At 44.1% G+C, this 26,480-nt stretch carries 22 protein-coding genes; 6 read left to right on the forward strand and 16 right to left on the reverse strand.

Features of this window, described 5'->3' with window-relative positions; translation table 11 throughout:
• Nucleotides 1-47: 47 nt before the first annotated feature.
• The 5 genes from cyoE to ACJVC5_RS17465 form a co-directional block, all read right to left on the reverse strand.
• On the reverse strand, nt 48-1,763 hold the full coding sequence (gene cyoE, locus ACJVC5_RS17445) for a heme o synthase (RefSeq protein ID WP_408096823.1): 1,716 nt from the start codon (nt 1,761-1,763) through the stop codon (nt 48-50).
• Nucleotides 1,760-2,179 (reverse strand): DUF420 domain-containing protein, encoded by a 420-nt coding sequence (locus ACJVC5_RS17450; RefSeq protein WP_408096824.1) that lies wholly within the window; start codon nt 2,177-2,179, stop codon nt 1,760-1,762. The genes cyoE and ACJVC5_RS17450 overlap by 4 nt, the downstream gene beginning before the upstream one ends.
• Nucleotides 2,151-2,378 (reverse strand): hypothetical protein, encoded by a 228-nt coding sequence (locus ACJVC5_RS17455; RefSeq protein ID WP_408096825.1) that lies wholly within the window; start codon nt 2,376-2,378, stop codon nt 2,151-2,153. Before ACJVC5_RS17455 ends, ACJVC5_RS17450 begins: the two co-directional genes overlap by 29 nt.
• On the reverse strand, nt 2,378-3,007 hold the full coding sequence (locus ACJVC5_RS17460; protein WP_408096826.1) for a cytochrome c oxidase subunit 3: 630 nt from the start codon (nt 3,005-3,007) through the stop codon (nt 2,378-2,380). The genes ACJVC5_RS17455 and ACJVC5_RS17460 overlap by 1 nt, the downstream gene beginning before the upstream one ends.
• 220 nt (nt 3,008-3,227) lie before the next feature.
• Nucleotides 3,228-3,563, reverse strand: coding sequence for an RNA recognition motif domain-containing protein (locus tag ACJVC5_RS17465; protein ID WP_321391257.1), 336 nt, complete (start codon nt 3,561-3,563; stop codon nt 3,228-3,230).
• 191 nt (nt 3,564-3,754) lie between these two features.
• On the opposite strand from ACJVC5_RS17465, the gene ycaO reads away from it, so the two are divergent.
• Both ycaO and ACJVC5_RS17475 read left to right on the forward strand, forming a co-directional pair.
• Entirely contained in the window at nt 3,755-5,512 is a 1,758-nt protein-coding gene (gene ycaO, locus ACJVC5_RS17470; RefSeq protein WP_408096827.1) for a 30S ribosomal protein S12 methylthiotransferase accessory factor YcaO, read from the forward strand.
• Nucleotides 5,509-6,114, forward strand: coding sequence for a GNAT family N-acetyltransferase (locus tag ACJVC5_RS17475; protein WP_408096828.1), 606 nt, complete (start codon nt 5,509-5,511; stop codon nt 6,112-6,114). Before ycaO ends, ACJVC5_RS17475 begins: the two co-directional genes overlap by 4 nt.
• Here the strand turns inward: ACJVC5_RS17475 and ACJVC5_RS17480 are convergent.
• The 4 genes from ACJVC5_RS17480 to ACJVC5_RS17495 all read right to left on the reverse strand — a co-directional run bounded on the left by ACJVC5_RS17480 (nt 6,094) and on the right by ACJVC5_RS17495 (nt 11,079).
• Nucleotides 6,094-7,599 (reverse strand): hypothetical protein, encoded by a 1,506-nt coding sequence (locus ACJVC5_RS17480; protein ID WP_408096830.1) that lies wholly within the window; start codon nt 7,597-7,599, stop codon nt 6,094-6,096. The two genes, ACJVC5_RS17475 and ACJVC5_RS17480, sit on opposite strands and share 21 nt — an antisense overlap.
• 150 nt (nt 7,600-7,749) lie before the next feature.
• Nucleotides 7,750-9,099, reverse strand: coding sequence for a hypothetical protein (locus ACJVC5_RS17485; protein ID WP_408096831.1), 1,350 nt, complete (start codon nt 9,097-9,099; stop codon nt 7,750-7,752).
• Nucleotides 9,096-9,920 (reverse strand): gamma-glutamyl-gamma-aminobutyrate hydrolase family protein, encoded by an 825-nt coding sequence (locus tag ACJVC5_RS17490; RefSeq protein WP_408096833.1) that lies wholly within the window; start codon nt 9,918-9,920, stop codon nt 9,096-9,098. The genes ACJVC5_RS17485 and ACJVC5_RS17490 overlap by 4 nt, the downstream gene beginning before the upstream one ends.
• Before the next feature lie 58 nt (nt 9,921-9,978).
• Nucleotides 9,979-11,079, reverse strand: coding sequence for a hypothetical protein (locus ACJVC5_RS17495; protein ID WP_408096834.1), 1,101 nt, complete (start codon nt 11,077-11,079; stop codon nt 9,979-9,981).
• 62 nt (nt 11,080-11,141) lie between these two features.
• On the opposite strand from ACJVC5_RS17495, the gene ACJVC5_RS17500 reads away from it, so the two are divergent.
• Nucleotides 11,142-12,332 carry a tyrosine/phenylalanine carboxypeptidase domain-containing protein gene (locus ACJVC5_RS17500; protein WP_408096835.1) on the forward strand — a complete coding sequence of 397 codons (1,191 nt, stop codon included), beginning with the start codon at nt 11,142-11,144 and terminating at the stop codon, nt 12,330-12,332.
• On the opposite strand, the gene ACJVC5_RS17505 is transcribed toward ACJVC5_RS17500, so the two are convergent.
• Nucleotides 12,313-12,687 carry a group II truncated hemoglobin gene (locus ACJVC5_RS17505; protein WP_408096836.1) on the reverse strand — a complete coding sequence of 125 codons (375 nt, stop codon included), beginning with the start codon at nt 12,685-12,687 and terminating at the stop codon, nt 12,313-12,315. The two genes, ACJVC5_RS17500 and ACJVC5_RS17505, sit on opposite strands and share 20 nt — an antisense overlap.
• 145 nt (nt 12,688-12,832) lie before the next feature.
• On the opposite strand from ACJVC5_RS17505, the gene ACJVC5_RS17510 reads away from it, so the two are divergent.
• The 3 genes from ACJVC5_RS17510 (at nt 12,833) to ACJVC5_RS17520 (ending at nt 14,753) form a co-directional block, all read left to right on the forward strand.
• A complete protein-coding gene (locus ACJVC5_RS17510) occupies nt 12,833-13,060 on the forward strand; it encodes a hypothetical protein (RefSeq protein WP_408096837.1) in 228 nt (75 codons plus the stop codon).
• 14 nt (nt 13,061-13,074) lie between these two features.
• Nucleotides 13,075-13,995 carry a hypothetical protein gene (locus ACJVC5_RS17515; RefSeq protein ID WP_408096838.1) on the forward strand — a complete coding sequence of 307 codons (921 nt, stop codon included), beginning with the start codon at nt 13,075-13,077 and terminating at the stop codon, nt 13,993-13,995.
• A 365-nt stretch (nt 13,996-14,360) separates the two neighbouring features.
• Nucleotides 14,361-14,753, forward strand: coding sequence for a hypothetical protein (locus ACJVC5_RS17520; protein WP_408096839.1), 393 nt, complete (start codon nt 14,361-14,363; stop codon nt 14,751-14,753).
• Here the strand turns inward: ACJVC5_RS17520 and ACJVC5_RS17525 are convergent, their stop codons facing one another.
• The 6 genes from ACJVC5_RS17525 to ACJVC5_RS17550 form a co-directional block, all read right to left on the reverse strand.
• The gene (locus ACJVC5_RS17525; protein ID WP_408096840.1) at nt 14,754-16,580 is read right to left on the reverse strand and encodes a GMC family oxidoreductase N-terminal domain-containing protein; all 1,827 of its coding nucleotides are present in this window, start codon (nt 16,578-16,580) and stop codon (nt 14,754-14,756) included. It abuts the gene before it with no gap.
• 6 nt (nt 16,581-16,586) lie between these two features.
• Nucleotides 16,587-17,738, reverse strand: a complete 1,152-nt coding sequence (locus tag ACJVC5_RS17530; RefSeq protein ID WP_408096841.1) for a catalase family protein — start codon at nt 17,736-17,738, stop codon at nt 16,587-16,589.
• A 131-nt stretch (nt 17,739-17,869) separates the two neighbouring features.
• A complete protein-coding gene (locus ACJVC5_RS17535) occupies nt 17,870-18,973 on the reverse strand; it encodes a hypothetical protein (protein WP_408096842.1) in 1,104 nt (367 codons plus the stop codon).
• 53 nt (nt 18,974-19,026) lie between these two features.
• The gene (locus tag ACJVC5_RS17540; protein ID WP_408096843.1) at nt 19,027-20,139 is read right to left on the reverse strand and encodes a hypothetical protein; all 1,113 of its coding nucleotides are present in this window, start codon (nt 20,137-20,139) and stop codon (nt 19,027-19,029) included.
• Between the two features lie 281 nt (nt 20,140-20,420).
• Nucleotides 20,421-23,312 (reverse strand): S8 family peptidase, encoded by a 2,892-nt coding sequence (locus ACJVC5_RS17545; RefSeq protein ID WP_408096844.1) that lies wholly within the window; start codon nt 23,310-23,312, stop codon nt 20,421-20,423.
• A 1-nt stretch (nt 23,313) separates the two neighbouring features.
• Complete coding sequence (locus ACJVC5_RS17550) at nt 23,314-26,379, reverse strand: hypothetical protein (RefSeq protein WP_408096846.1); 3,066 nt, start codon at nt 26,377-26,379, stop codon at nt 23,314-23,316.
• Between the last annotated feature and the right edge of the window lie 101 nt (nt 26,380-26,480).

Below are 26,480 nucleotides of genomic sequence, written 5' to 3' on the forward strand. Positions count from 1 at the left end.
TGTAACTTAATTTGTAGGGTTCATCTACCCTTAAAAACCATAAAAAGTTAGCGGAGGATAAGAAGGACCCCAAGAAGTAATGGAAGATAAAAAAGTGTCGCAAAAAAGTAACTTCTCGCCCACTCGTTAAAGCTTTGTTCATCTTTTGCTTTCCAACCAACGATGGAGAAACCTAAAAGTATGATCCCGATCATTAATGCGGCCCAGAAATAGCTAAGACCTCGCCAATCACTGAAGGCAGGGATCATTCCGTAAAGCATAAGGATCAAGCTATAAATAAAAATGTTCGTGCGAAGAAACTCTTTCGAATGAGTCTGAGCGAAGGTCAGGAAGTGAGCATTTCCATATTCATTCTTACGATAAAGACTGATCGCCATGAAATGCGGGATCTGCCACAAGAACAAGAGACCAAATAAGTAGAGACCAGGCCCACTGATTGAATTTGTGACAGTTGTCCAACCCATTAAAGTGGGAAGGGCCCCAGGTACTGCACCCACATAAAGCGCGTACGGAGTTTTTGGTTTCATCGGCGTATAGATATAGATGTACGACAAGGCCGAAAATAGGCCTAAAAAAGCCGTTAATAGATTAGCGCTCCATATTAAAACCAGAGTTCCAAAAACGATTAATCCCCAACCCCAGTAAAGTGCCACTTCTGGTTTCAGTCGACCGGCCGGAAGAGGCCTGTCTTTGGTTCTTTCCATCAAGGCATCCAGATCTTTTTCTAGATAGCAGTTGATAGATAAACTTCCCGCGGCCTGAAGCCAGATACTAATAAGAGAGATAAAAAGCAGAATGAGATTCATCTGAATCGGAGCAAGAAACACTCCTACTAACAGAGTTACCACCACCAGCACGGTGAGTTTGGGTTTAAAAAGATCCATTAAATCGTTCAGATATGTTGGGACTGCTTTACCAAAAAAATGAAACTCATAACGGCGAAGACGAACAATTAAAAACAAAAGAACACAGAATGAGAAAAGGGCCGTGGTAAAATGATACACAATCATTTCCCGACTGGCCGAGCGACCCATTTGAAGGCCCAGTAGTAATTGAGTCACCATCAGAAGAAGTCCAACAATCGCAGACCATCTCCACTTCGGTAGATTTTTAATCAGATAACTAAAAACAAATAGTCCCGTGAGTGTTGTCACAATCCCGAGAATCCGGTGCATGATGGAAAGGCTCCCTGCATATGGAATAGTGGACTGAAGTTTCCAACACTCCCAAAACTCCATGGTCGATTCACAGCTCGCCAGGAGAGAAGATTTTCTGAGAATTCCACCCAGGAAAAATTGCACCATTAATAAGAATAAAAAGAAGCCCACGACATCTTTAATTTTTGGGTTCCACTTACTCTTTAGGCTTTCATCATACTCAAGTTGGTGAGTGCCTTCCAAAGAAGATAAAAAAAGAAGAGAGAATACCAGATGAAGAATCGTGGTAATCGTCGGAAGTTTATAAGCGAAAGTCGCCCAGCCAAGAAGTGATTGAAGAACAATCAAAAAGAGCGGAAGCAGGGCCTTCACTTTTAATTCTTTAAAACGAACAAAGGCCCACGCCACACTTCCCATTCCCATCAGTCCCGCCAGAAAACGGTGAAGAGATTCGTAGAAAGCAGGGCCCATCATTTGCGGGAGAAACTCTCCATAACAAAGAGGCCAGTCAGGACAAACCAAGGCCGTTTTTAAGACCTGTAATTGAGCACCAACTAAAAGGAGAACAATGGTTCCGAGATAAAGAACGTAATAGAGGATATTCATGCGAACCAGTGATAGAGCATGAAATAAACTATCACTCCAGTCACTGAAACATACATCCAAATGGGAAACGTAATTTTCGCGATCTTTTTATGACTCTCCCACTCTTCTCTAAAAGCGTGCCAGAACGTTTTAAGAATCATCGGTACCATCACAGCAGCGAGGACAATGTGTGGGAAAAGAATCAGGAAATAAACCGTCTTAATCCAACCAAGATCCGGAAATTTTTTTGACGGAACATGATAGTGATAAATCAGGTAACTGGTGAGGAAAGCGGCCGAAACTCCCAGAGCAGAAACCATCAGCTTCTTATGCAACTCTCTCTTACCTTGTTTAATTGCAATGTAACCTAATAAGAGAAGAACACCTGCGACGGTGTTTAGAAATGCATTAAGACTCGGTAGATCCTGAACTGTCATGAGCTTCTTTCAAAGCGCGTTGCTTTTTAATCAAACGGAATATTAAGTAGTACGGAATATAGATCGCCAGAATGAATAAGGCCAGAATCAGTGTCGTATTTGAGTCCTTCCCGCCTTGCGTACTGCCAGCGCAGTACGGACAAGCGAGAAGGTCTGAAACGAAGAAAAGGCTAAATAAGATGACGAGTGTTTTATTCATTATAAAAGGTATACGAAAGTGAACACAAGAATCCAGACTAGATCTACGAAGTGCCAGAACAGGCCTAGGATCTCAAGACGGTTGTAATCACCGTTGTCGTAGTTACCCTTACGAGCATTTAAGTATTCACAGATTAAGTAACCAACACCTGTTGCCACGTGAAGACCGTGGAAACCTGTGATGAGATAAAATGTAGAACCAAATAATGAAGTACCGTGTTTGAAGCTACTAAGAGTAATACCCTGGTGAACCAAGTGAGTGTACTCATAAGCTTGGATTCCAAGGAAGATTGCTCCACCAGCGATAGTAGCAAGTAACCAGTTAAGCATCGCCTGACGGTTACGGGCCTTACAAGCGTCGATTGCTAGAACCATTGAAACTGATGAACAGATTAGAAGGAACGTAGCGATACCCGAAAGGAAGATACCAAGGTGGTCAGCAGGATTTGGCCACTCTAGTTTAGAACGAAGAACAGCGTAAGCAATAAGGAAACCTGAGAACGACATACCGTCGGTCACTAGGAAAATCCACATACCAAGCTTACCTGGAGTCGCTTTACCGAATTGTGGATCAACGCCACCGATTAGAGGGTTAGAAGAATGATGAGCATCATGTGCATGACCGGCCATAAGCGAACACTCCGAGAAATAAAAAAAGATAATAAATTTGTGGTCATTGTACCGAAGTCGGTCTTATCTCGCAACCTTAAGACCAAAGAAGATTTTGAAATTATTCACGAACGACTGATTGCGACAAGTAATTTTGAGCTAGGCCAAACAAAAACTGCTCTTAATCATCTTTCTGAAAGAGGCCTTTATAAAAAAGGGCCCTTTCCAGGGCCCTCTTTAATTACTCACGATTAAAATTTCTACCGCCGCCGCGTGAAAAGCCACCTTCTCGGTTGCCACCGAAACGATTGCCACCGGCCGGTCTTTCCGGACGAGGATTAGCTTCAGTTACGCGAAGTGCACGACCGCCCACTTCTTGACCGTTTAGGGCCTCGATAGCAGCTGTTCCAAGTTCATCAGTGGCCATTTCAACAAAAGCGAAACCTTTTGAGCGGCCAGTCTCTTGGTCCATGATAACTTTTGCAGAAACCACTTCTCCGACCTTTCTGAAAACTTCCTCTAATTCCTGTGATCTTAGAGAATACGAGAGATTACCAACATAGAGTCTTTTACCCATAAAAACGTCCTCCTTCAGAACGCAAAACTAAACAATGCATACATTCGTGCCAGAGAGTTCTTGTGAAGGGTGGAACAAAAGACAAAACCTTAACTTGTGACTCACGGTGAAAGTAGGCCAAAGCATCTCTCTTATTATATATTCCTGATAGACTGATTTTCTAGAGGAAATGAAATATAGCGGAGTGTCTAATGACTAAAACTATGATTCTGGGAAAAGATGCGGCCTTAGAAGATACCATTTCTCGTTTAAAGGGTCTCCTCCTTGAATGGGGTTTCGATGTGGAAGAGGCCTCTTGGTTAAATCCCGTTCCCAATGTCTGGTCAGTTCATCTTCGGGATCGCTACTGCCCTTATCTTTTTACCAATGGAAAAGGCACTACCAAAGAGGCCGCCCTCGCGAGCGCCTTAGGTGAATTTTTTGAGCGCTTAAACTGCAATTATTTTTTTGCTGACTACTATTTAGGTGAACAAGTCGCCCATTCTGATTTTGTTCATTATCCGCAGGAAAAATGGTTCCCCTTCACCGAATCCATGCCCCAGGGGCTCATGAATGAATCGCTGTGGAAATTTTATGATTCCGATCATGATCTAAAACCAGTAGATCTGGTTGATACAAACTCCGGAAATGTTGAAAGAGGCATCTGCGCACTTCCCTACACCCGCGAGTCAGATGGAAAGACTTATTACATCCCCATGAACATTGTGGGGAATTTGTATGTCTCGAACGGAATGTCGGCCGGAAACACAAAAACCGAGGCCCGTGTCCAGGCACTCTCGGAAATTTTCGAGCGGGCCATTAAACAACAAATCCTTTCTGAAGGAATCGCTCTTCCGAATATTCCAGAGGAAGTTCTTCATCGTTACCCTAAAGTGATGGAGGCCATTGGTGAACTCGAGGCCCACGGATTTCCGATTATCTGTAAAGATGCTTCTCTAGGTGGAAAATATCCTGTGATCAGTGTCACCTTGCTTAATCCAAATGAAGGAACCGCCTTTGCTTCCTTCGGTGCGCACCCAAAATTCGAAGTGGCGCTCGAAAGAACACTGACTGAATTATTACAAGGTCGGCGTCTTGATCAACTCAATGTTTTCTCTCCTCCGAGTTTTGAACTGGATGATGTGAAAGATCATTTAAATATTGAGGCGCACTTTATTGATTCCAGTGGACTTATTCATTGGAATTTTTTTAAGGAAACCCCTGATTACGCATTCACAGACTGGAACTTTAGAGGTGCCACTACTCAGGATGAATATAAGACCATGATCGATATTTTCCACAAGATGGAAAAAGACGTTTATATCATGGACTTTGAGCACTTGAATGTTTACGGCTGTCGTATTCATGTGCCTGGCATGTCGGAAATTTATCCGGCAGTAGACCTGGTGTGGGACAACAACAACTCTGGGGTTGCGGTCCGAGAGAGAATTTTAGGATGCCACGAACTTTCACTCGAAACCCTTATGGAACTTCATGATGAGCTGGAAAATAGTGGCCTCGATGATATGAAGCTTGTGAGTCACGCCATTGGTGTGATTCCGGATGCAAACACAGTTTGGGCCGATCTTCGTGTCGGCGAATTTAAGACGATGCTTGCACTTGCGGCCAAGAACCGTGAGCTTTCAAAGGCCGGCATTGATTGGTGTCTTCATTTTGCTCCTCTAAAATCAGAAAGACGCTTGTTGTATCGGTGTCTTCAAACTCTCCTTCAAATGGAAATGGACGATACCCTTAATACCAATGAATATCTTCCGACAGTTGAGAAGATCTATGGTAGAGATATGGTTGAGCGTGCTCAAAAGCTTATTGATGGTTTTGAGAAGTTTGATGGCCTTCACGAGTCAGACCTCAATTTGAAAGGGTTTGATATGCACCAGAAGCTCATCACTTCTTATGAAAAGCTTCAACGAGCAAAAAGAATTTGGGCAGAGAAGAACCTAACGACATGAAGCCATTATTTTTTAGTCCCGAATTTTCCATGGAATTTGTCTGGCGCGATCGCTTTAATCTTCGTGCGGGCTCGGTTCGTCCTCATAACAAAAAACAAATCTCTGAAGGACTTCGGAACATGTCTCCGGAATCCATTCGTAATCGTTTTCTGGGATCAAAAAGAGCATTCTCGGATCAAGAGCTTCAGTACCTCACCACTTTGGATGGCTGGAACCACTATGCCATAGGCGTAGAAGAACAAGACGGACAGAAACGTGGAATTGCCATTGTTCGTTTAGTGCGCTCTTCGCACGATGTTCATGAAGCGGAAGTGGCCGTCACGATCATTGATGACTTTCAGAGAAAGGGCCTTGGAAGTTTTCTTTTGAATTTAATTATTCTGGCCGCGATAGAAAGAGATATTCATACTCTCTCCTTCACTTTCCTGCCGTTTAACGACGGGATCGTGAAGATCATTCATAAGGTAGGCGTGCCTTATCCAGGCCATCAGAACTCAGACTACGTTCAGCTTTTCTTGGATCTTAAGAAATATGACGTGAACGAAGTGAAGGCCAGACTCGCAAAGACCGTTCCGGAAATTTTAAATTTCAATTTCCCCTGAACCTTCCAGCGACTGATACTTCTCACTTAAGAACTTAAAGTAGGCCTCTTTCTGAAGCTTTAATGTTTTTACAATGGAATGAAACAGGGCCGGTTCCTTCATCAGCAGAAGACCAAACTCTCCTCTGAGTTTTGACCATGGTTTTGAAAGAGCGGTCTTAAAATCAGAGAGAAGTTTTCTGCGAACACTTTCACGAAGACAAGAAAGACTTTCAAGCTCACATTTTGTTTGAAGGTTCTCACTGAACTCTTCCATGTCCATTTTCTTGATTTCTTCCACTTCATCTTGAGAGAGATTCACACCAATCTGAGACACGACTGAACCAAATTTAGTCGTATTGGGGATCTCACGATTAAAACCTTTAATCCCCAGGACACGTCCTTTAGAGAAGAAGGTCTTCTCCATCGTACGAGCAGTAACTCTATTCATCTCACTCGCCCATACCATGATGATGTGCTTATCAGTTTGATAAACATATTGGTCGTGGTTACGAAGTGGGGTTAAAAAGCCCTTGGTGCTTGAGCCACGGATATCAAGGGCCGAATCCTGGCCATCTTCATTAAGGTCATAGTGACCTCTCATGCGAGTTTTACCTGCAACCATCGGGATGCCGTAATAGAATGAACGGTCATATCCTTCCCAAGAAAGCTTTTGAGCGCGGGCCGGAAGGTTTTGTTGAAGAAGCTGGAGGTTCCCATTCATCCCGGCAAGAAAAAGTTCGTGATGATAAGGATCTTCCGGATTAAGCACGAAATGGAAGGTCGCGCGTTTTCCTTTAAACTGGGCACCTGTGACATCTGTGATCATTGGCCCCAGCACTAACTGACGGCGCTTAAGATTTTCTTCTGCAAGAGAGAAGAGAACCTCTGTTGGAGAGATCTTTTTGATCTCAATAATAAATTGGTTTTGAAGTCCCATAGACACGACCGCCAGATCAATCACTGAAACACCGACACTCGCCTGAAACTGGATACCTCCATACATCTGGAAGTTACCAAAGTCCCCTTCGTTCCAGCGAAGAACTTCATCAAGACTCTCTGGCATTTCAAATGGCAGCGCCTTTTCTTCTTTTGAATTTCTGAAACGGACCATGGTTTTCATGGAACCTTTATAAGGAGTAAGACCAACGGCCACAACACTCTTTGCAAGGGCCGAAATTCCAAGTCCGCCTTCAATATGCTGACGGTTGACTTCAATCCATCCCAGATCTTTTTGAATCGGATAGAAATTAAAACGGTCCATCATGATAGGGGCCGAATATTGAATGTTAACTCGAGAGAAAGCAAACTGAACCAGAGGATTAAAGGCGAAGATGTCGGTTCCGTTTTTTCCAAAGGCACTGAATTCACCGTTTGTATTGACCGAGAAAGGCAGGGCAAAGGGATTTGCCTTGGTTCTTTGGGTCTGGAGGAAACGAATGTCGAGGGTCTCGTCAGCTTGAACGAATCCTACCCAAAGGCTCAATAAAAGGATGAAAAATTTCATGTAGAAATGGTAGTGCGGGAGGAAGTTCTGAGGGGAAAAATGGAGGGATGTTGGTAATTTTTATCTGCCAAAATAAAGAGGAGGCCCAGGCCCCCTCTTTTATAAGTCCCTCAAAGTTGGCAGGAAAAGTTGTCTCTGCCGAAATCGGGGTTAAAGCATTTGATGTACTTGAGCGTCCGTCAGCTCCACGTGGTTGGGGTTATGTTCCACAACTCCCTCCTCACCTTCTGGATTTTTGCCCCAGATATACGTCTCAAACTCATGAGACAGATCCAGTCCGCTGAAGAATTCAAGGTTGTTCTTGAAGTGTTCAGTGGTGATAACTGTGTGTTTATAGGCCGCATAGTATCCACGAAGAAAGGCCTTTAAACCACCCATATCCTGAAGACGGTAATCCAGGTAAGACATAAATTTGTTACCTAGATCGTAAGCTCTCTTATCCGTATTGCGTTGGTAAACAGAATGAGCACCTAAGTTACTGCCTTCGAAGGCCACAGTCGGTACTCTCTGATACCCTTTATCTCTCCAGCTTGCGATGGCCTCATCAATCCAACCAGAGTTTCCATTCGCAGGCATCACTCCTTTGGCGAAATACGAGTGAAGCATTTCATGATCTAACGCTGGTAGCGAAGTCTGTGTCGCACCTGCATGTTCCATGCCACCAGTTCCCGGAAGTGTTTCATAGGCCACAAGAGACTCATGACCCCATGGACCATAATCTGCTTCAAGCTCTTTCATGACTTTGATTGATTCAGCCTGAAATCTCGCCGGACGAGACCACCAAGGGCCATAAACTGTAATAGGAATTTCTCTGCCATTGATTGATGTGTAAGAGAAATCAATGCGCTTCATTCTTCCTTTCGGAGTCGTATGGAAGTATGGACAAGAAACTGTGTAGTAATCTGGGAAAACAATCTGATAAGAGTTTGGAGAAGTCTGAGTGACTTTACCGTTAGTGTAGATATCTTGTCTCGCGGTCTTAACACCATCAAACTTCACATTCATCGTCATTTGATACTGATCGAATTCAAAATTTGAAGGAATGTATTGCTCCATGAATTTGCGATACTTTAAATCACGAATCCAAAATGCAGATGAAACCTGACGAGTGAGAAAACTATAACGAACGTTCTCTCTAAAAGAATTTTCCATCACAAGAGTGTGTTCACCTGGTTCAACAACCGCATCGACCTGACGAAGTTTGGATCCATCGGGTGCCGTTGTTTCGATGATACGAACTGGCCTTCCATCGAGAGTGGCGTTTTTTGGATTTGGGATCAAATCAAAAAGTGGTTTACCCGTTTTTTCGGCCGTAAATACGATGGTACTTTTCACATTGGTTCTTTTCCAGAACACGTTGTAGTCCACATCATACTGAGCTGTCTTAAAATCCACGAACACCGCGCGACCAATTTTTGATTCAAAATCCGGCGGAGCCAGGTGAAGATTGGCGAAAGCAGAGGTCGAGAGCATTGCACTTAACAGAAGAACTTTTTTCATATTTTTTCCTTCCTGGAATTTTTATATTCGCAAGCCTTAGTCAAAAACCATTTAAAGATTGGAGTGCTGGCACCTGAAAAAGAACGCTCTGGATGATACTGAACACCCAGCGCAGGACGATCAGTATATTCAATCGCCTCGGCGATTTTATTGTCATGAGAAAATGCTGTGAGCTTTACCGTTGGATATTGAGTTTGATTTTGCTCGAAGTAAGCGACTCGAATGCCCTGATGATGAATCTTATAGCCCTTTATATCTTCGGAGTAGATCTTACTCATGAGTGAGGCGGGAGTTCTTTCAATCTTATCAAAGCGATGCATGCGATTTGAAATGCCCACTTCTGTTTCAAGATCCAAATATAAAGGAATGCCCTTCGCTACTGACATCATCTGTAGACCACGACAGATGCCAAGCATCGGAAGCTCTTTGTAATTTTCATTTGATGAATACTGCTTCACCAACTCGTATTCAAAACCATCGCGCTGCTTGCCCTCTTCCGTAAACTTCACCAGCGAGCGATTGTTTTCAATGTAGGTTTTCAAGGCCGGTACTGAGTAAAGATCAGGATTAATATCCGCCCCACCAGGAAGAAGAACCGCATCGGTTTTCGCAAGGGCCACTTCAGGTGAATGAGTCGAAAGGTCGATGATCTCAGTTGAATAGCCCAGACTCCAGGCATTCAAGATAAGCCGGGCACGATAAAAAAAGTCGCAGTTATAACTACAACCAATAGTGAGAACTTCACCACGAGGTAGTTCACAGGCAGGGAGCGAAATTGGGACCTGGACCACTAGTCCCAAAAGGAGAACTTTTTTAATCATTCATTAGATTTTAAAACAGTCTATTATTCACTCAAGACATGTGTCTTAAGGGCAAAATCTACTCTTTACGGAATTTAATGATCCCTACTCCGATCAATGTACTCGGGAAATCTGGATCTGTGAGAGTAGCTTGCTGAACAACACTGCCTTGTTCATCAATACCTGGGGACCCATAGAAGAGAGCGTTTTGGTCTTTGTAATGAACGCGGGCCGGGCCTTTGTCCGTATGAACGATGTCTCCCTGGGTAAGGAGCGGTCGGAAACCTTGTTGATCGTAAACATAGAGGACTTTGCGTTTCTGGAAATCTTCTCCACGAACGGCAATAGTGCCTCCACGCATTTTTGGTGTGAAGTAATCAAAGCGAGAGAGCTCTCTTCCCGCACGAGCGAGAACGTTCACTCTACCGTTTTCAATGAGAAGAAGGGCCTCGCCATTTCCATCATCGGCCAGAGCAACAACTTTATTACCATCGATGGCAAGTTGATGACGGATAGTTTTCCATGGAGAATTAGCATTGGCCTCTTTGTCTTCAAGGACAACTTTCCAACTACCATTGAACTGCCAAAGACGGTCTGGAGAATTCTCGTTATAGTTTATATCGCGGGTCTTAAAAGCGATTTCGCCACGAGGTCCAACTTGTGGAGTGTAGATATAAGCAGCACCGGGATTAAAGAATGGAGTCACTTCCCCATTTCTCCAAATCATCATTTCTGGAGCATCACCTTTCACTCGGAAAAACCAACTATCGCTTGAGATCGGATAGAAACTGTCCTTTGATTCAGAACGAGGCCCAAGCGTATTAAGTTCGATTTTTCTGAGAGCTCCTGTGAGTTCATAAGAGCGTATGATATCCATTTCGTTATATTCGTAAAAAGACACTTTCCCGAAGGAGGCCTGTGGCAAGGACAACATATGGCCCGACTCTGCACGTGTGATCATCTTAAAGCCATTACCAATTTGGGCCATGAAGTAGCCATCAATATCAAAACAACTTAGATAGACCTGGTCCTTCAAGATGGCCGGCTCTGAAGTAAAACACCAGGTATTATCTGGCGCATTCCATGCCTGAACGTCACTGAGTCTTGCTAAAAGCTCCGGTTTAGAGAAAGCTGCCAGAGCGGTATGAGAGAACAACATGAGTGGGATTAAATATTTCATTTTTTGAGTATACCTAAGAGAACACATCTGTAGTTCTGACCTTTTCTTACCGATGAAGCTTTATGGATAAGAAGTTAGTAAAAGACCTTTCTACTCAATTAAAGGATTTGGCGAAGGACCTCAGTTTTCTAGGGCACCCTCGTTATCCCATTAAGGATCTTCTGCTTCTTTTCCCTCAGCACAAAACATTTATTGGTGAATTGGAAGATATTAGTGTTCCCTTTCCAGTGAATGTAAGTCAAAAGCGCAAGGCCATGGACACTTTTCTGATGGAACTGGCCAAAGCTGATGTGCCATTTTCCTTAAAAAGAATTTTTACTCAGAGAGTTCAGGACTATCACCTTCTCCTCTCCATGATGGAAAACTTCGATAACATTTTCTTTTACGACCACTGCACTGAGCTTTATGGAACTAGTCATAAGCTCGCAAAGAACAACGCGTTCTTATATTTCCTCGAAAAAATTCCGGAATACTGCATGCCGGACACAAGCCTTGTCAAACTGCAAGGTGAAGAGGCCAGAAGCTATCTCCGTACTCGCATGCTCGAGACTTTTGATGCCAAAGATTTTGAAGTAAAGCCTTCTACTTCCCTTCTCTCAGATTCATCGGCCGGCCGAAGAACGTTAAAGCTCAATCCTTATAAAACGTATACGACGGGACACTTGGATATTTTCTTAGTGCATGAAGGTTGGGTCCACTTGGGAACTTCCATCAACGGATCTTTTCAGGAAGACAATCCTTGGCTTTCCACTTGGGCACCACGGACGACTTTCTTACAGGAAGGTCTCGCCATCATCACTGAACTTATTACTGGCTGTATGACTTTAGAGCGTTGGAACAAAGTGGTTCTCCGTCACCTTGCTACTTCCATGGCCGAACGTGGTTCTTCGATCACGGATGTTTACGAGTATCTTCGCCATCACGAAATGGAAGATCTGGATGCCTTCAAACTGGCCCTAAGAGTGTTTAGAGGTGTTCCCCTCGAAGGCGGTATGGCCTTCACTAAAGAACTACTTTATCTCCATGGCATGATCGAGCTTCTTTATCATTTGCATTTCTTTAAGACCGATCTTCGCTCTTTATGGGTAGGGAAAATTTCGTTCGAAGAACACATTATGCTGATGGATCACTGGGAACTCATGAGTCCTAAGGTGAAATACTTCCCGGCGATGCTTGAAACTCCTGAGGTCCAGGCACGTCTCCAAAAACTAAAAGAGCTTTCTTTTAGCCTCTTTAATCACGGGTTCCTTTAAGCATCTCAGTCACCTGGGCAAATGACTGCATCAATTGCTCTTGAATGCCAGGGTGAATTGGAGAATTGGCCAGGGCCTTTCTCATGCAATAAAGCCATTGATCTGCTTCTTTCACTCCGATGGTGAAAGGAAAGTGACGCATGCGAAGACGAGGATGCCCATACTTTTCCATGTAGAGCTGAGGTCCACCGGTCCAGCCGGAAAGAAAATATTTTAATTTCTCTGCAGACTCGCGGATATCACGGCCCGAGTGAGTGGCAAGACAGTCCTGGGCATAGGGATCAGTGCTCATGATTGAGTAGAAATCATCCACCAGTTTATCAATGACCTCAAAACCACCAATTTGTTCGTACATACTTAAATTCCTGACTGGCCCAATCGGAAGGGCATAATATCTACTCTCATAATCTCTGAAAATCCCGATGAGGTAAAGTCTGAATAGATTGAGTCTTAGTACTTAAGTACCTTATAATGGTTAAAACACAACCGAAGGATTCCAAATGAAAGTTCTATCGTTTCTAACTCTTTCTCTTATGCTTTCTATCACTGCTTGTTCTCACCACCACAAGAAGGACTGCTGTGGCCATAAAGAGAAAATGACTTGTACACAAGAAAGCTGTCAAAAGAAGTGTTGTGATAACAAAGAAAAGAAATGTGCTGATGGCTCATGTTCAAAAGAAGAAAAAAAATCTTGTTGCTCTGGTGATTCTTGTCAGAAAAAATCTTAACTAAGAGATAGATCATGAAATTAATTGCAGCAGCAGTTCTGCTTTTTGCATTTAAAGTAAGCGCCTCCCCTTGCGATCAGGACGCCAAAAAGTTCTGCCAAGGGACTGATCCGGGTAAAGGTCAGCTTGCTCGTTGTTTATCAGATTATGAGGGACAACTCTCTCGCGCTTGTGCGGCGGAACTAAAGACCTTTAAGCAGGAAACTGGCAAGAAGAATCCTTGTTTCGAAGATCTTGCTGAGTACTGCTCAGATATTCCAACTGACCCTGAGTATATTGAGTACTGTCTTCTTAAGAATGAAGGCCGCCTGGGTGCCAAGTGCTCAGCAGATTTCAAAAAGAAGAAAGGTGGAATCATTGTTCGTAACGTTTGTGCCCAAGATGTGGCCAATAACTGTTATAGCGAGATCAATCAACCTGAAGGTGCCATCAACCGTTGTTTGATCAAGAACAAAGCGAAGCTTTCGACTTTTTGTAAAAACAAAGTCGATAAGAAAATCGCAGACCTTAAAAAGAACAACCCGTGTTTTGATGATACTGAAAAGTTCTGTCAAACTCAGGTGCGCTTCGTGGACATTCAAGACTGTTTGTCGAAAAAAGGTCCGGCGCTTAATCCAAGTTGCAAAAAGCTAGTGGACAATGAGAACGCTAAGATGAAGGCCAATCCTTGTTACCGTGATCTTATCACTCACTGTAAAATGGGCATCGGTCCGGCCGATCAACAGCGTTGCCTGACCGTGAATGAAAATGAGCTCAGTAATTCTTGTCGCCAGTACCGCGCCACTCAAGAAAAGAAAGTGGATCAGATGGTGGAACTGTGTGAACAAGATCGTTTAAAGCATTGTCCTAAGGCCCCTTTCAAAGATGGCATGGTTCTAAAGTGCCTTCGCGAAAACAAGGCCAAGGTCTCAGGCCCTTGCCAAAAACTTCTTTAAAACTTTAGGCCTCGCTTCTCGCGGGGCCTTTTCTTTTCTGCACTAACCTTTCTCCTTTCCCTCAATAGACTTTCTTAATCATCCTAGGCGTCTTACATGTGCCCTTTTCAAAAGGAGCGCAGATGGGACAGTTAAAACTCAATCTTGATAAGGGCCGACATGGAGGTCGAAGAAAAGGTTCCGGAAGGAAGCGCATTCACTCCAGAGGCGTTGCTCATCGGGAACGAGAACACGTCAATCATCGAACTCCCCTTCATATTAATTTCAAGTACCGAACCAATATCAAAAATAAGACTACGCTCCGACTCTTGAAACGGGCAATTATCAATTCCAGGTCACATGGACTAAGGATTCTACATTATTCGATGCAAAGTAATCATATTCATCTCATTGTTGAAGCGGTCTCGAATGAAATTCTCACAAGAGGAATGAGATCACTCACGGTCACATTTGCGAAAGGACTTAAACTCGGAAAGGTACAAATAGAAAGATATCATCTACATGTTCTCAAAACTCTCCGAGAAACCAGAAACGCCATTCAGTACGTTCTTTTTAATTCTCAAAAGCACGGATCAAAGCAGATGGATGAATATAGTTCGATCTTGCAGCTTAGTAATGTAAAGGATTTGATAAGGGCATATGTAAAAACAAACGAGATAACAATCAGTGTAGGAAGACTAGAGGTAAGATGGCTGGACGAGCCTTTAAGCTATTTGGGAAGAAACTGGCCCACATCCAAAGACATGGGCCAGAGTTAATTAAATTCTGAGAGTATGATCTGAATTAATGTGATCAGCAATTCTTTCAGCGAGGGCCGAAACAGTTAGAAGCGGAGTTGCACCAAGAGAGCGCGGAAGGATGGCCGCATCCACCACGAAGAAACCTTTGTGAATTTTGCCGTCTTCAGTGAACACACGTCCATAGTGATCCACCACACCTGTCTGAGCATCATCACCCATTGGACAACCACCTAGCGGGTGAGTCGCCATCATTCGGTGACCGAACACCGTCATACGAGGATTTGGCACATAGATACCACCGTGGGCCTTCGCATATTTTGCCATCTCACGGTTAATCGTTTGGAAACCTTTCTCATTAATCACATTCGGCCAAACCACGTGAACGCGATCATCAAAATCATCCAGACGGTAGCGACCATTTGAAGAGTCGTGTCCGCAAGCAAAAAAGATAAGCGAGTTATTAATCGCCCCATCTGTGTCCGGCTCGGCCGTATCGAAAAGATCGCGACGAACTTTTTTCATCTGCTCGTCTGAGAACTTGCTAGAGTTTGCCAAGGCCCAGGCCGCAAACGCCTTTGAAACCATTGGACCCAGAGCACTTGGAACTGTTCCATCAAGAAGAAGGTAGCGCTCCATCAGGTCAACATTTTTTGGATCGTATTTTTCGCTACGATAGTCAGCATACACCATGATTGCCTGACCGCTGGTTGAGCCAGAACGCTTATTCAAACCATGCCCAAGAATATCTGTTTGAGTTAGACCGTTGTAACTGAACCCCATGATGTCACCGTTTGCAGAGAAACGAGAACCAAGGGCCTCTGAAAGACGAAGACCTTTAAAGCGAGATCTCATCATGATTTGTGTTGTTCCCATCGAGCCCGCGGCCATGATCAGAACGTCAGCAGTAATCACCCCTTCAATCTCTTTATCTTCCTTATTGATATAATGAATAACGTATTTACCCTCTTTCGTTTTCTCAACGTAGCTCACATCCATCATAGTGTAGATTTCTGCACCTTGAGATTTTGCAAGCGGGAGGTAGTTCACCGTTAGAACGTTTTTAGCTCCAACGTTACAACCAGAGCAACAGTCACCGCACATGGTACAAGCGTTCTGGACCACACCGTAGTCGTTCTTTTGCTTATCAAATGTATGGTTCACGTTAAGAAGAAGTTCTTTAACTGGAACTCCAAGTTCCTCACCCATTTGTTTATGAAGCTGGGTCTTTCTCACTTTCATGGCATCTGGATGATGAGTTGAAGCAAGAACTTTTTGGGCCTTGTTCATATAGCTCGTGATCTTGCCATTGGCGAAGTCTTCACGAATTTCTTTGGGCCAGTCTTTTTGCTGCCACACCAGAGCTTCAGGACGAGAAGCAATGGCCGCGTTTAGAAGTGACGTTCCACCAAGGCCCGAAGCACAGATGATATCGACATTACTTTTTTTATGAATGTTTGAATCAACCAGACCTTTCGGATTCATTTTATTGAAGGCTACTTTGGTAAGATCTCCACCGTCTTTGGGAAACATTCCCGGGTGCCACTCACGTCCTCTTTCAAGAACGCAAACTTGTTTTCCTTGCGCCGACAAACGGGCCGCAAGCACCGAACCACCGTAACCAGAGCCGATGATCACGACTGGATAGTGCTTTTTAAGTTGTTTGAAGTTATTGGCAATGTTTCTTGGATCTGGCCCGCGTGGGTTTGAGGCAGGTTCACGACTTGGGTCTACCTGTTTGCCCTCTTGTCCATTTTGAAGAACCCCATAGAAACCAGCACCAGCTAAGGCACCTGCTCCAGCAGAAATAAAATCACGTCGGTTAACTTTCTTTTTGTTGTCTTCCATGATTCCTCACTCGTATGATTCGTTGGCCTGTGGTTCAGAGCGGCGTTGGTTATTAAGATCGTGGCGTTGATATTGGCTGTGTTCATAAACTAATTTACGAACGCGGTTCAGACCACCAAGAGGACGATGGGCCTCGATGGAATGCCAAGGATTGAATGAAATGTGTTCGCAGAAATCCTGACGTTTTTCAGAGTTAAATGACTGCTTAGGAATTGTCATTTGGGCCACGGGCACGAATGGAGAAAGGGCCGGATCCCACTTCACTGTAGCGTCTTCAATTGGCATTTTTTCAGCATCAGTTTGAAGCTGAATTGCGATCTCAATACAGGCATCACTTGAGGCCAAGTGATCGGTCATAATCATATTGAGGTAATCTTTTTTCATCTGATCTTTTAAACCGGCCTCTGGCCCATTTTTAGGAGGACAAGGATAGGCCTTCATCTTCATCGCTTGGTGAGAACCAAGTCTCTGAGGAAGAGCACTGAAGTATTCAGCTGTCAGAGGGTTTTTGATATGATCGGCCGACCCTGTCGCAAGAATTTGAATGCCCTTACGATCTTTTGGGTCCATCAGGTTCGTTGATTTGATCAAATCACCTACTCCACCAGCACCACCTTTGGCCGTGAACTTCATAAATTTCACATAAGCTTCAACATCTGAAGCGAAGAACACTGGCTTGCTTTGGAAAAGAAGATCTTGTGTTCCCTTCTCATCTGCAAGTTTAGCACCTTTGACTTCCATGAGCTTAATCGCAAGGCCGCGCGCATCTGGCATACTATCGTGTTGTTTTTTACCTGAACCGTTTGAAAGACGTGCCCAAGCTGGAAAACTTGAACCAGGTTCTGCGAAAACGCCGAAACGATATTTTTCTGGAATATCAGAATTAATTTTAAATTCACCACGCACACATCCGTGCTGCTTTCCGTGAATGATACGAAGAGCATAGCTGTTACCTGGTTGTGGTTTGTTATAGGCCGCTTTTACAAGGGCAAGAATCTCTTTCGTAGCGGCCTCTTCAGTCGGAGGAACGACCTCAACACCCAATTTTTTTCCATTACTGTCTACAGACGCAACTTCACGTTTTGTGATTTGTGAACAGCCAACAAGGAAAGCAAGAGTCGAAAGCGACCCTACAGCTAAGACTAATTTTTTATTCATGGATTCCCCCCATTCTCCTAATAGGATAATTGGGCCAGAAATGGGGTCAACTTTGCAGAAAATGCCGAAATACCGGAGTGGTTTTATAGGAATAGGACCTGGAGGTTTGTACTTCCAGGTCCTTCGAGAGGTTAGATAAAGAATTTAGTAATAAGAAGCGTGATATTTTCCGGAGAAGTTCCGTTCTTTTCAGCGGCCTTTTCCATTACGGCCGAAAATTTTGAAAGATCACCGTGACGAGCTTCATCCACGGCCTTTTCAATGGCACGGAAATCACTACCAATGATTTCAGAAGCGTAAGCATTAGTGTCTTCAGAAGTCAGAGCACGTTTAGCTGAGTACTTTCTGAAATGATTGGCGGCCTTCGCAATTTTTAGAGAACGATCAGCGGAAAGACCGAACTTCCCCTTCACTTGTTTGGCCATTTCCATTACGAGATACTGTTCAGCAACGGCCTGTCTCTTCATCGTATCTTTATTTGTTAATGAAGATTCAGAGAAAAGGACTTTGCCGTCTGCCACTAGACCCTTACGAGTGGATTTAGGCATTTTGATTTTTGTGTAATCAATAATATCGTTATGGGCCATCGAGATCAGGTTCGCATAGCCTTTAAGTTTTTTCGATTTCCCGATTGAGAAAGCGTCCCACTCACCGTCTGAATACCCGATGTCGTATCCATCAGAATATCCTATATCATATCCATCGCTTTCACCGTCCGAATATCCAATGTCATACCCATCGTACTTACCGTCATCGTACCCACGGTAGTAATGGGAGTACTGACTCGTATTTTCTCCGGCACTATAACCACGATCGTATTCTGATTCATATTTTGCGTCATCACCATCGCCATAACCATCATCATAACCACGATCATAGCCGTCAGCATCGCCGTCTAATTTTCCTTGAGTGTAACCAGTGCTATAGGCACTTGGACTGGTTTCGTTATAACCAACTTTGTACCCGTTGTTATAACCTAGAGTGTAACCAACTTTACCACCGTCAACTTTCCCTTCGTTATAACCAGCAGATTCAAAATAGGCCTTAGCACGTTCATAACCGGCGGCGTCTCCGTCGGCCTGACCGTCATCATATCCGACTTCGTAACCTTCGGTCTTGCCTTGAGCGCGCCCTTCTTGAAAGCCTTCGTTATATCTATTTTTCGGACTTTCTCCGCAAGAAACCATCAACACTAAAAGTGAGAGAGGCAGTAGTTGAGTGATTAGTTTTTTCATTTTTTTGATCCAAAAAAAAGGGCCGCCCGAAGGCGACCCGTGTTTAGTTGTTATTAGATGAAGAGCTTAGTTACGATTTCTGCCATTTTTTCTGGAGAAGTTTCGTTTTTAGCAGCGGCCTTCTCGATGACAGAGTTAAAGCCAGCTAGGTCTCCCTTCATGCCACTCTCGTAAGCTTTAGTGATCTGAGCGAAGTTAGAACCCATGATCTCTGTAGCATAAGCGTTAGTATCTTCAGCAGTCAGAGCGCGCTTAGAAGAATACTTTCTGAAGTGGTTAGCAGCTTTTGCAACTTTTAGAGAACGTTCAGCTGATAGACCAAATTTCCCTTTAACTTGTTTTGCCATCTCTACTACAAGGTACTGTTCTACGGCAGCAGCACGCTTTAAAGTATCTTTGTTCGTTACTGAAGTTTCAGAGAACAACAGTTTACCGTTAGCAACTAGACCACGCTTCGTTTGTTTCGGGGTCGCGATCTTTGAGTAATCAATGACATCGTTATGGAACATCGACAGAACGTTAGCATACCCTTTTAGCTTCTGTGTTTTGCCAACTGATAGTCCGTAGTAACCATCGTCGTAACCCATATCGTAACCATCGCTGAAACCAATATCATAACCGTCATTTGCACCATCATCGTAACCTAGCTCATAACCATCGGCCTCGCCGTCCGCATATCCGTTGTTATAAGCAGTGGTTTGAGCAGCTGATTGTCCAGCGGCGTAGCCAGAGTTATAGGCACCACTTCCACCAGCGTCCCAACCATCATCGTAACCGTGGTCATATCCACGATCATATCCATCAGCATCACCGTCAGTATAACCAACATTGTAACCAGTATTGTAACCTTCAGTTTTACCGTCTTGTTTACCTACGTTGTAACCTTGGCTGTAACCAAGATTTGTTCCTTCGATTTTACCGTCTTCAAAACCTTTTAAGTAATCAGCAGACGCGAAGTAAGCTTTAGCGCGCTCATATCCAGCGGCGTCCCCGTCAGCATAACCATCGTCGTAACCGATGTCATAACCTTCTTGATATCCTTGGGACTTACCATCAGCGAGACCCTGGGCATATTTATCATCACCATCACCGCTGTCGTTACATGCAACAGACAGTCCTAGAAGCGAGAGAGTTGCTAGAGTCGCTAATCCCTTCTGTAGTTTCATTTTCCCTTCCCCTTTTAAAATGCGAATAAAGCGCACCTATGTTTAAGAAACTTAAACATCTCGATGAGCTTCCTGCTTATGAGTGTATGTAAAATACCTAAGCAAGATGCTTGCCAACTTTTTTGGGATCAGTATGACTCTGAAACTATATCATTGACGCCGCGCAAGATGCGCTCTGGCCCCTCTGAAAGAGACACCTTGGCACTGATGTTTGAGGCCGTTAGAAAATGAAAGGCCACTCAGACAGAGTGGCCCCAGCAAAGATGTTATCTATATAATGATCAATTCATTTCGTAGTTTCTAATCACCCAGGTGTTGTCTTCCAAGCAAAGGAACACAAACTCATGGGTTCCACTTCGCTCAGAATAAACCGGATTTAAGGCCTTACAGTTTGATGGAACAACGATTGAGTTTCTAACACTGGCCACTAACTCTCCGTTTTGTTCTTCAAAAAGATAAATCCTATTTCCAGTCATGGCCGTTGAGTCCACATAAAGGGCCGGACTTAAAACTCCATTACGTTTATAGGTCACCGGGAAATACATTTCCGACAAAAATTTCTGCGATAAGAAACTGTAACGGAGCTTTGGACGTGTCGTTCGCTTCGACATATTTCCTGTTGTCACAGCAATCAGCTCTTCACGGCTTTGGAAAACAGTAAAACGGTTCTGACCTTTTTCAAAACTAGCAATGTGGCCCGCCACTAAATCCGTTTCTGTTTCATGTTTAAAAATGAATTCATTCACCTGGGATTCACCACGAGTCGCCACAAGCTTGGCACGTGTGCGGTCATAGATGTTGAAGAACACCTCACCATTCACCGTCAAACCGTTCGCATCAACAGTCAGAAGTGGATCTACAGATTCTGGTTCCAGCACAAGTTGTGGTAATTTTTTTCCGTGAGTATTCGCTCCCACCTGGAACGAATGAATAAAGAGCTGACGTTTTGTTCCGAGCCCTACAGACACCAATGCTCTTAGCTGACCTTTTTCCGCATCAGTCTTCGACGTCGGCATAATCTGCTCTACTTCTACCGTCTCAAACCACTTACTCTTGAGTTCCGCTTTAAGCCCCTCTTCCCACACATTCGTGGTCAGAGCGCGTACTCTTAAAGTCGAATCATTCATCGGCTCAAGATAATAAAGACGATTCTTACGAGTCGTATCCTGTCTGTCCCAAGAAGTGAGAACCTGATCAACCACGGGCAACTGACCTTCCGTAAAGAAGGCCGGTACCATGATCACTCCAAGAGTTGGATGATTCATCTTAATGAAGGAAAGATCATTCATGCTCGCTAAAAACAGATCAAGACTCAGCTTCACGTCCTGGAAGCCGGGCCATAGAGGTTTTAATTCTTCGTTATAGAACGAGAACACGAAAAAACGTTTCCCATCTTTTTCTGCAAGTGTGTGAACAAGATAGTCTTCTTTACCATCCAGATTCATATCCACACGGATGAAATTCACCAGATTTAAGGCATCCGAAACCAAGATCAAATTTGGTGCTTGAATATATTTATCGCCTTTGCGACTAAAAAGTGTCAGCTCAAGTTTCTTCGTATCACCAGAAAGAATTCGTCGCATGAAGAACTCATGCTTATCTGACTGAACAACTGATTCAACCGTTGAAAGAAGTGAGGTGATCTCACCATTGCGGACCCCTCCCACAGGAAGTGGTCTATCGAGATAAGCAAACGTGCTTTTCCTAAACTTCGCTTCCTGGGTCACATCACGAGCGACCGGAATTTCATTTAAGTAAGAACGCCTCTCACCGTTGGTCTCAATCGTAATTTTAATATCGACACTGCTTTCAAGTGAGAAGTCATTAAGCTTCACATTGAAAAGGAGATCTTTAAATTCACCCTGACGAAGACCCGGAATGGTTTGGGCCTCTGAATCAATTGAAATTGATTTTGAAAGACTCTCGACTTTTACCAGCACTTCGTCACTTAAAACTCCAAAGTTACGAACCGGAATCGTGACTTTCGTTTCAGCACTTCCGTTACGAAAAGTAATCTGACGAACACGCTTTAAAACCGGGCGCACCACAGGAGATGCGATCTCTTGGTTTACGATGTCCCAAGTAATATCACCACCGCCAGTGTATTTTTTCTTATCAGGATTTGGTTGTGCTTGATAGATCCGAGCGAAGACTTCATCAATCTTGATGTCTTTATTACGGGCCTTGAGCGCGGCCACAAGACCAGCAACAAAAGGAGCGGCCTGAGAAGTTCCCGAACGAAGCTCGTATCCCGGAACTGCAAAAAAATCTGGTTCTAAGAAAAGAGGATTTAATCCAAGGATGCTCTCTCCCGGTGCCACACCGTCAACGTGTCCACCGTAGTTTGAGAATCCGGCATAATCACCATTAATTGTTGAGGCCGCAATGCAAACAACACCATCATAAGCACACGGAAAAAGTGGCTCAGCTGAGTTATTATTACCGGCCGCTGCTACGATCACCACTCCTTGAGAAAGAGCATATGTTACAGCATCACGCAAAGTCTTGGTTTCCATCGAACGGGGCCATCCGAGACTCATGTTGATGACATCTGCGCCATTATCCACAGCATAGATGATCCCTCGTGCGAAAGATTCTGCACTCGACACCTGAGAGTCTGAGTCAGAGTCCTTCATCACCTTCACTGGCATAATCAGAGCGTTTGGAACAACTCCAACCATACCTATGCCATTGTTAGCGGCAGCGATGATCCCCGCAATATGAGTACCGTGTCCATCAATGTCACTTGGATCCTTGGCCTCATCAGAGTCAATCGCCTCCGTGAAGTTCCATCCGTGGCAGTCACCCGGTAGCTTATTCCCATCATTATCTACCTTTGGATCTTTTCCGCATTCTGCTTCGTTCTTCCAAAGGTTTCCTTGAAGTTCTGGATGCGTGAGATCCACTCCAGAGTCCAGAACGGCAACGATTGGACGATTGCTGGATTGATGATGAACCAGCGATCTGTAACCAATGTCCTTATTGGCCACTCCTTGCATCGGCAAATTGTGAATATCGTCTTTTTCACGAATCAGGGTCTGACCCTGGTTCAAAAGGGCCCATTGATAAGAGAAGAGTTCGTCTTCAACCAGACGCTCTGATTTTTCTACCGGGATGATCACCGCTTGAGCGGCAGTCGTCATGAGGAGGAAGGCGTATAATAGCTTTTTCATATTAGATCAACCTCGTCATCATCCAGTAGATGAAGAATTCACCTTCAATCATCTCAGACTGGCGTTGTACCTGAACCACTGGGCCCAGAATATTTGAAGAACCAAATTCTCCTAGAGAGTTCGAAACAATGGCCTTATCACCATCCTCGTCCCCTTCACGGAATCCATCGATTCTCGAATTCATATAGATGTTCTCTTCGCCACCCATGAGGGCAATCATCCCTTTGAGGTTCACTTTCAGTTCTGCCTGAGAAAGGGCCTTAAGAAGATATTTGTTGGCCTTGACCGAATCACCCTTCTCTTCATACTTTTTGAAACGAGCGAGGAAGCGGATGAACTTATCCACACCCGTATCAGCGTCTTCAACGCTAGCAGGATTAATCATAAGATTTTTCTGCTGCATATTTTCGCGGAAGATCTGTCTAATCTCTTCGTCTTTCATTGAAAGAAGCGTTTCGATACCGTTCTTATAGAAGAAGATATTGAGAGAAATGTTGTACATAAAAATTCGACGAGTATCATTCAACACCGGAGCGTTGAAGAAATCGAAACGGTAACGCTGTTTCATATCGTCGAGAATTTTCTCGGCCTTCTTACGATCAATGCTCCAACCGTTATAGATGCGAGAGAGCTTCACAAACGGCTCAATCTTCTTACCCGTTTGAGTCAGCTCCTCATCGAGAGTGAGGTAACGTGTTTCACCGGACCCCTTATAAGAGTAACCAGGGTTGCTACCACCTTCAGACAGACCTGCCTTTCTTTCGAAAATCAAGTTCACCCAGTGAGAGATCAACTGGTTCACATAGGCCTGATAGTTTCTCCCTTTTGTAATACCGTGGTACTGACGACGGAAGTAGCGCTCATCTCCCTTAGGGTTTGTCACAGTGATATCAGTTGAAGAGTTCAGCCACTGCCATTGCCAGAAGAAGAGTTTCAACTGCGGTGAGCTTTCTTTAAAATTATGCTTTAAAATGAAAGGCCTGCCCTTCTCGTCTTCTTCAATGTCTCTTGTTGATGAAGACACAATCGCACGACGAAGAAGTGAAGCGTTCTTAAGAACATCAGGGTTCTTAGGATTTAGATTCAATTGATAAAACTTCACACGAGCATGGCCCGCAGACTTCTTATAACTCACATCGAGCACAGGAATAAGCGAATCAAGAGTGAAGTTAAGTCCAAATGAACCAACATTTCCTAGATCTCGATAGATTTGGAAAGTATCGGCCGATTTACGGTGAACGTGGAAACGAGACACCACCTGATGTCCTGGAGAAAGGGCAACTGAGGCCGTGATGAATTTCTCATAACCCGCACCTACCTTGGCCCCGGCATATGTGGCGAGTGAATCTGTGATAAGAATGGATTCACCGACATCCATTGAATCTTTAAAGGGCTTCAAGGCCTCTTCGATCTTGGCCACGCGAGTTTCCTCTGAGGCATTTGGATCGAGGGCAATCGTGGCTGCATTGTGAAGCTTCTGACCGTAGTCGCGCTTCACTAGCGGGATCATGATGTTCTTAAAAGGATACTTAAGAGACTTCTGAATACTTGTTACGGGACGAAGGTGAGCATAGGTTCTCATCATCAGAGCTTCACCGCTGGCATAAGCAGTAAGCGGAGTGGGCAGACCCATCACACCTACGAAACCACCGGCCCCGACTGCCACTCCTACCGTGTCCACAAGTTGAACCAGATTATCAGTACCGAGATATGTACCCGTCACTAAATTTCGAGAAAGAATCAGCTGACCACGGAACGTTGGGAATATCCAACTTTTGAGTGGAAGCTCTTGAGGTTGAGACTTACCAACTGAATCAGCAATCACTTTATTGACTTCTTCCTGAAACTTCTCATTATTAATTTTTTGAATATCAGTTCCCAGGAATGGGATTTGGTTTATCTGCGCCACCACTAAATCAAGAAGTGTTGAAATCCCACGAGACTTAAGAAACGAGCGCATCTCTGAATCGGCAAGTGGTGAATCAGGATCACCGTAAGCAAAACGGCTGGCGTATCCCGGCCAGTTTTGTTGAGTGAGCTTCCCGTTTACCAGTTCGACCCCATTAGAAATATTTGAATCCACTTTAAGTTCGTCTGCGTCCACTTTAAAAAGCTTCATCGCCGAGTTACGACGAGAGATAAGCTTCTCCACCAAAATCATCTGAACTGCTTTAGGGATATGAGTTGAATCAACAATTTCTTTCCAGTCTTCACGAGTAAGTTTCTCGATACGACGTGAGATCCAACGAGCATCGTCCCAAGTACATTGGAACTCAGGGAGCTGATCGTGAAAAAGAGCGATTCCATTACCGTCTTTCACCCCAACGTTCCAGCGAAGCATATTCACACTTTCAGTCAGGTTCACAATGGAAAGAGGAACCGCCAGAGACGATAGAAGACGACGGCTTTGAATCATATCTGACGTCACACCAACTGCCAGGTTGTAGATGGTGTGGTTAGAATCCATGATCACCAGATCTTGAAGAAGAAGCTTATTATCTTCCAGCTCTTCAACAATCCAGTTTTTCGCAGCACCAGCAAAGGCCACATTTTCTAAGTAAGAACTAAAGCCTTTCTTATCAGACTCATTCTTAAATTTAAGGATGACTCTTGGAAGATATTTAATATCTGGGATCTGATAACCGATTTTACGAAGAAGACTTTTCGCCAGAAGTACCGAGTGAACATTCTTAGAGAGCATCATGGTATAAAGCTTGCCGTCACCACTATTCGTGATGTTGAAGCGGAAGATCCCTGATGGTGACAGAACTGGTGAATGATAATTCACTTCGTCCATATCAATCACAGGATTTTTATCTTCAGGCAAGTCTTTAACAAAAACATCTTTCCAGAGATCCGAACTCTCCTCTGGATTTAAAGTTGAAATATCAAAGCGTCCCTTTGAGTCCTCACGAAGCTTGTGTACCTCGTCTGGCATCAATAGCTTTCCATGGCGAGTGAGATCCACTGCCGGATCGTTCATGTAACGATCTGGAATGGTTCCCTTATCCTGAGCAAAGACCCAGGCCGACCATAAGAGAACGAGGAGGAGCGCTAACCGCTTCATAAGGTGTCCTTTAAAAAGATTAAGAGCAGTATAGGTTGGGCCCGGAAATGGTTGAAGGTATGCTGTAAGAAGGAAAGGGCCGTCAAAAATTTAGACACTGT

Origin of the sequence: Peredibacter sp. HCB2-198, assembly GCF_045999315.1 — a bacterium.
In the GTDB taxonomy this organism is placed as follows: Bacteria; Bdellovibrionota; Bacteriovoracia; order Bacteriovoracales; family Bacteriovoracaceae; genus Peredibacter.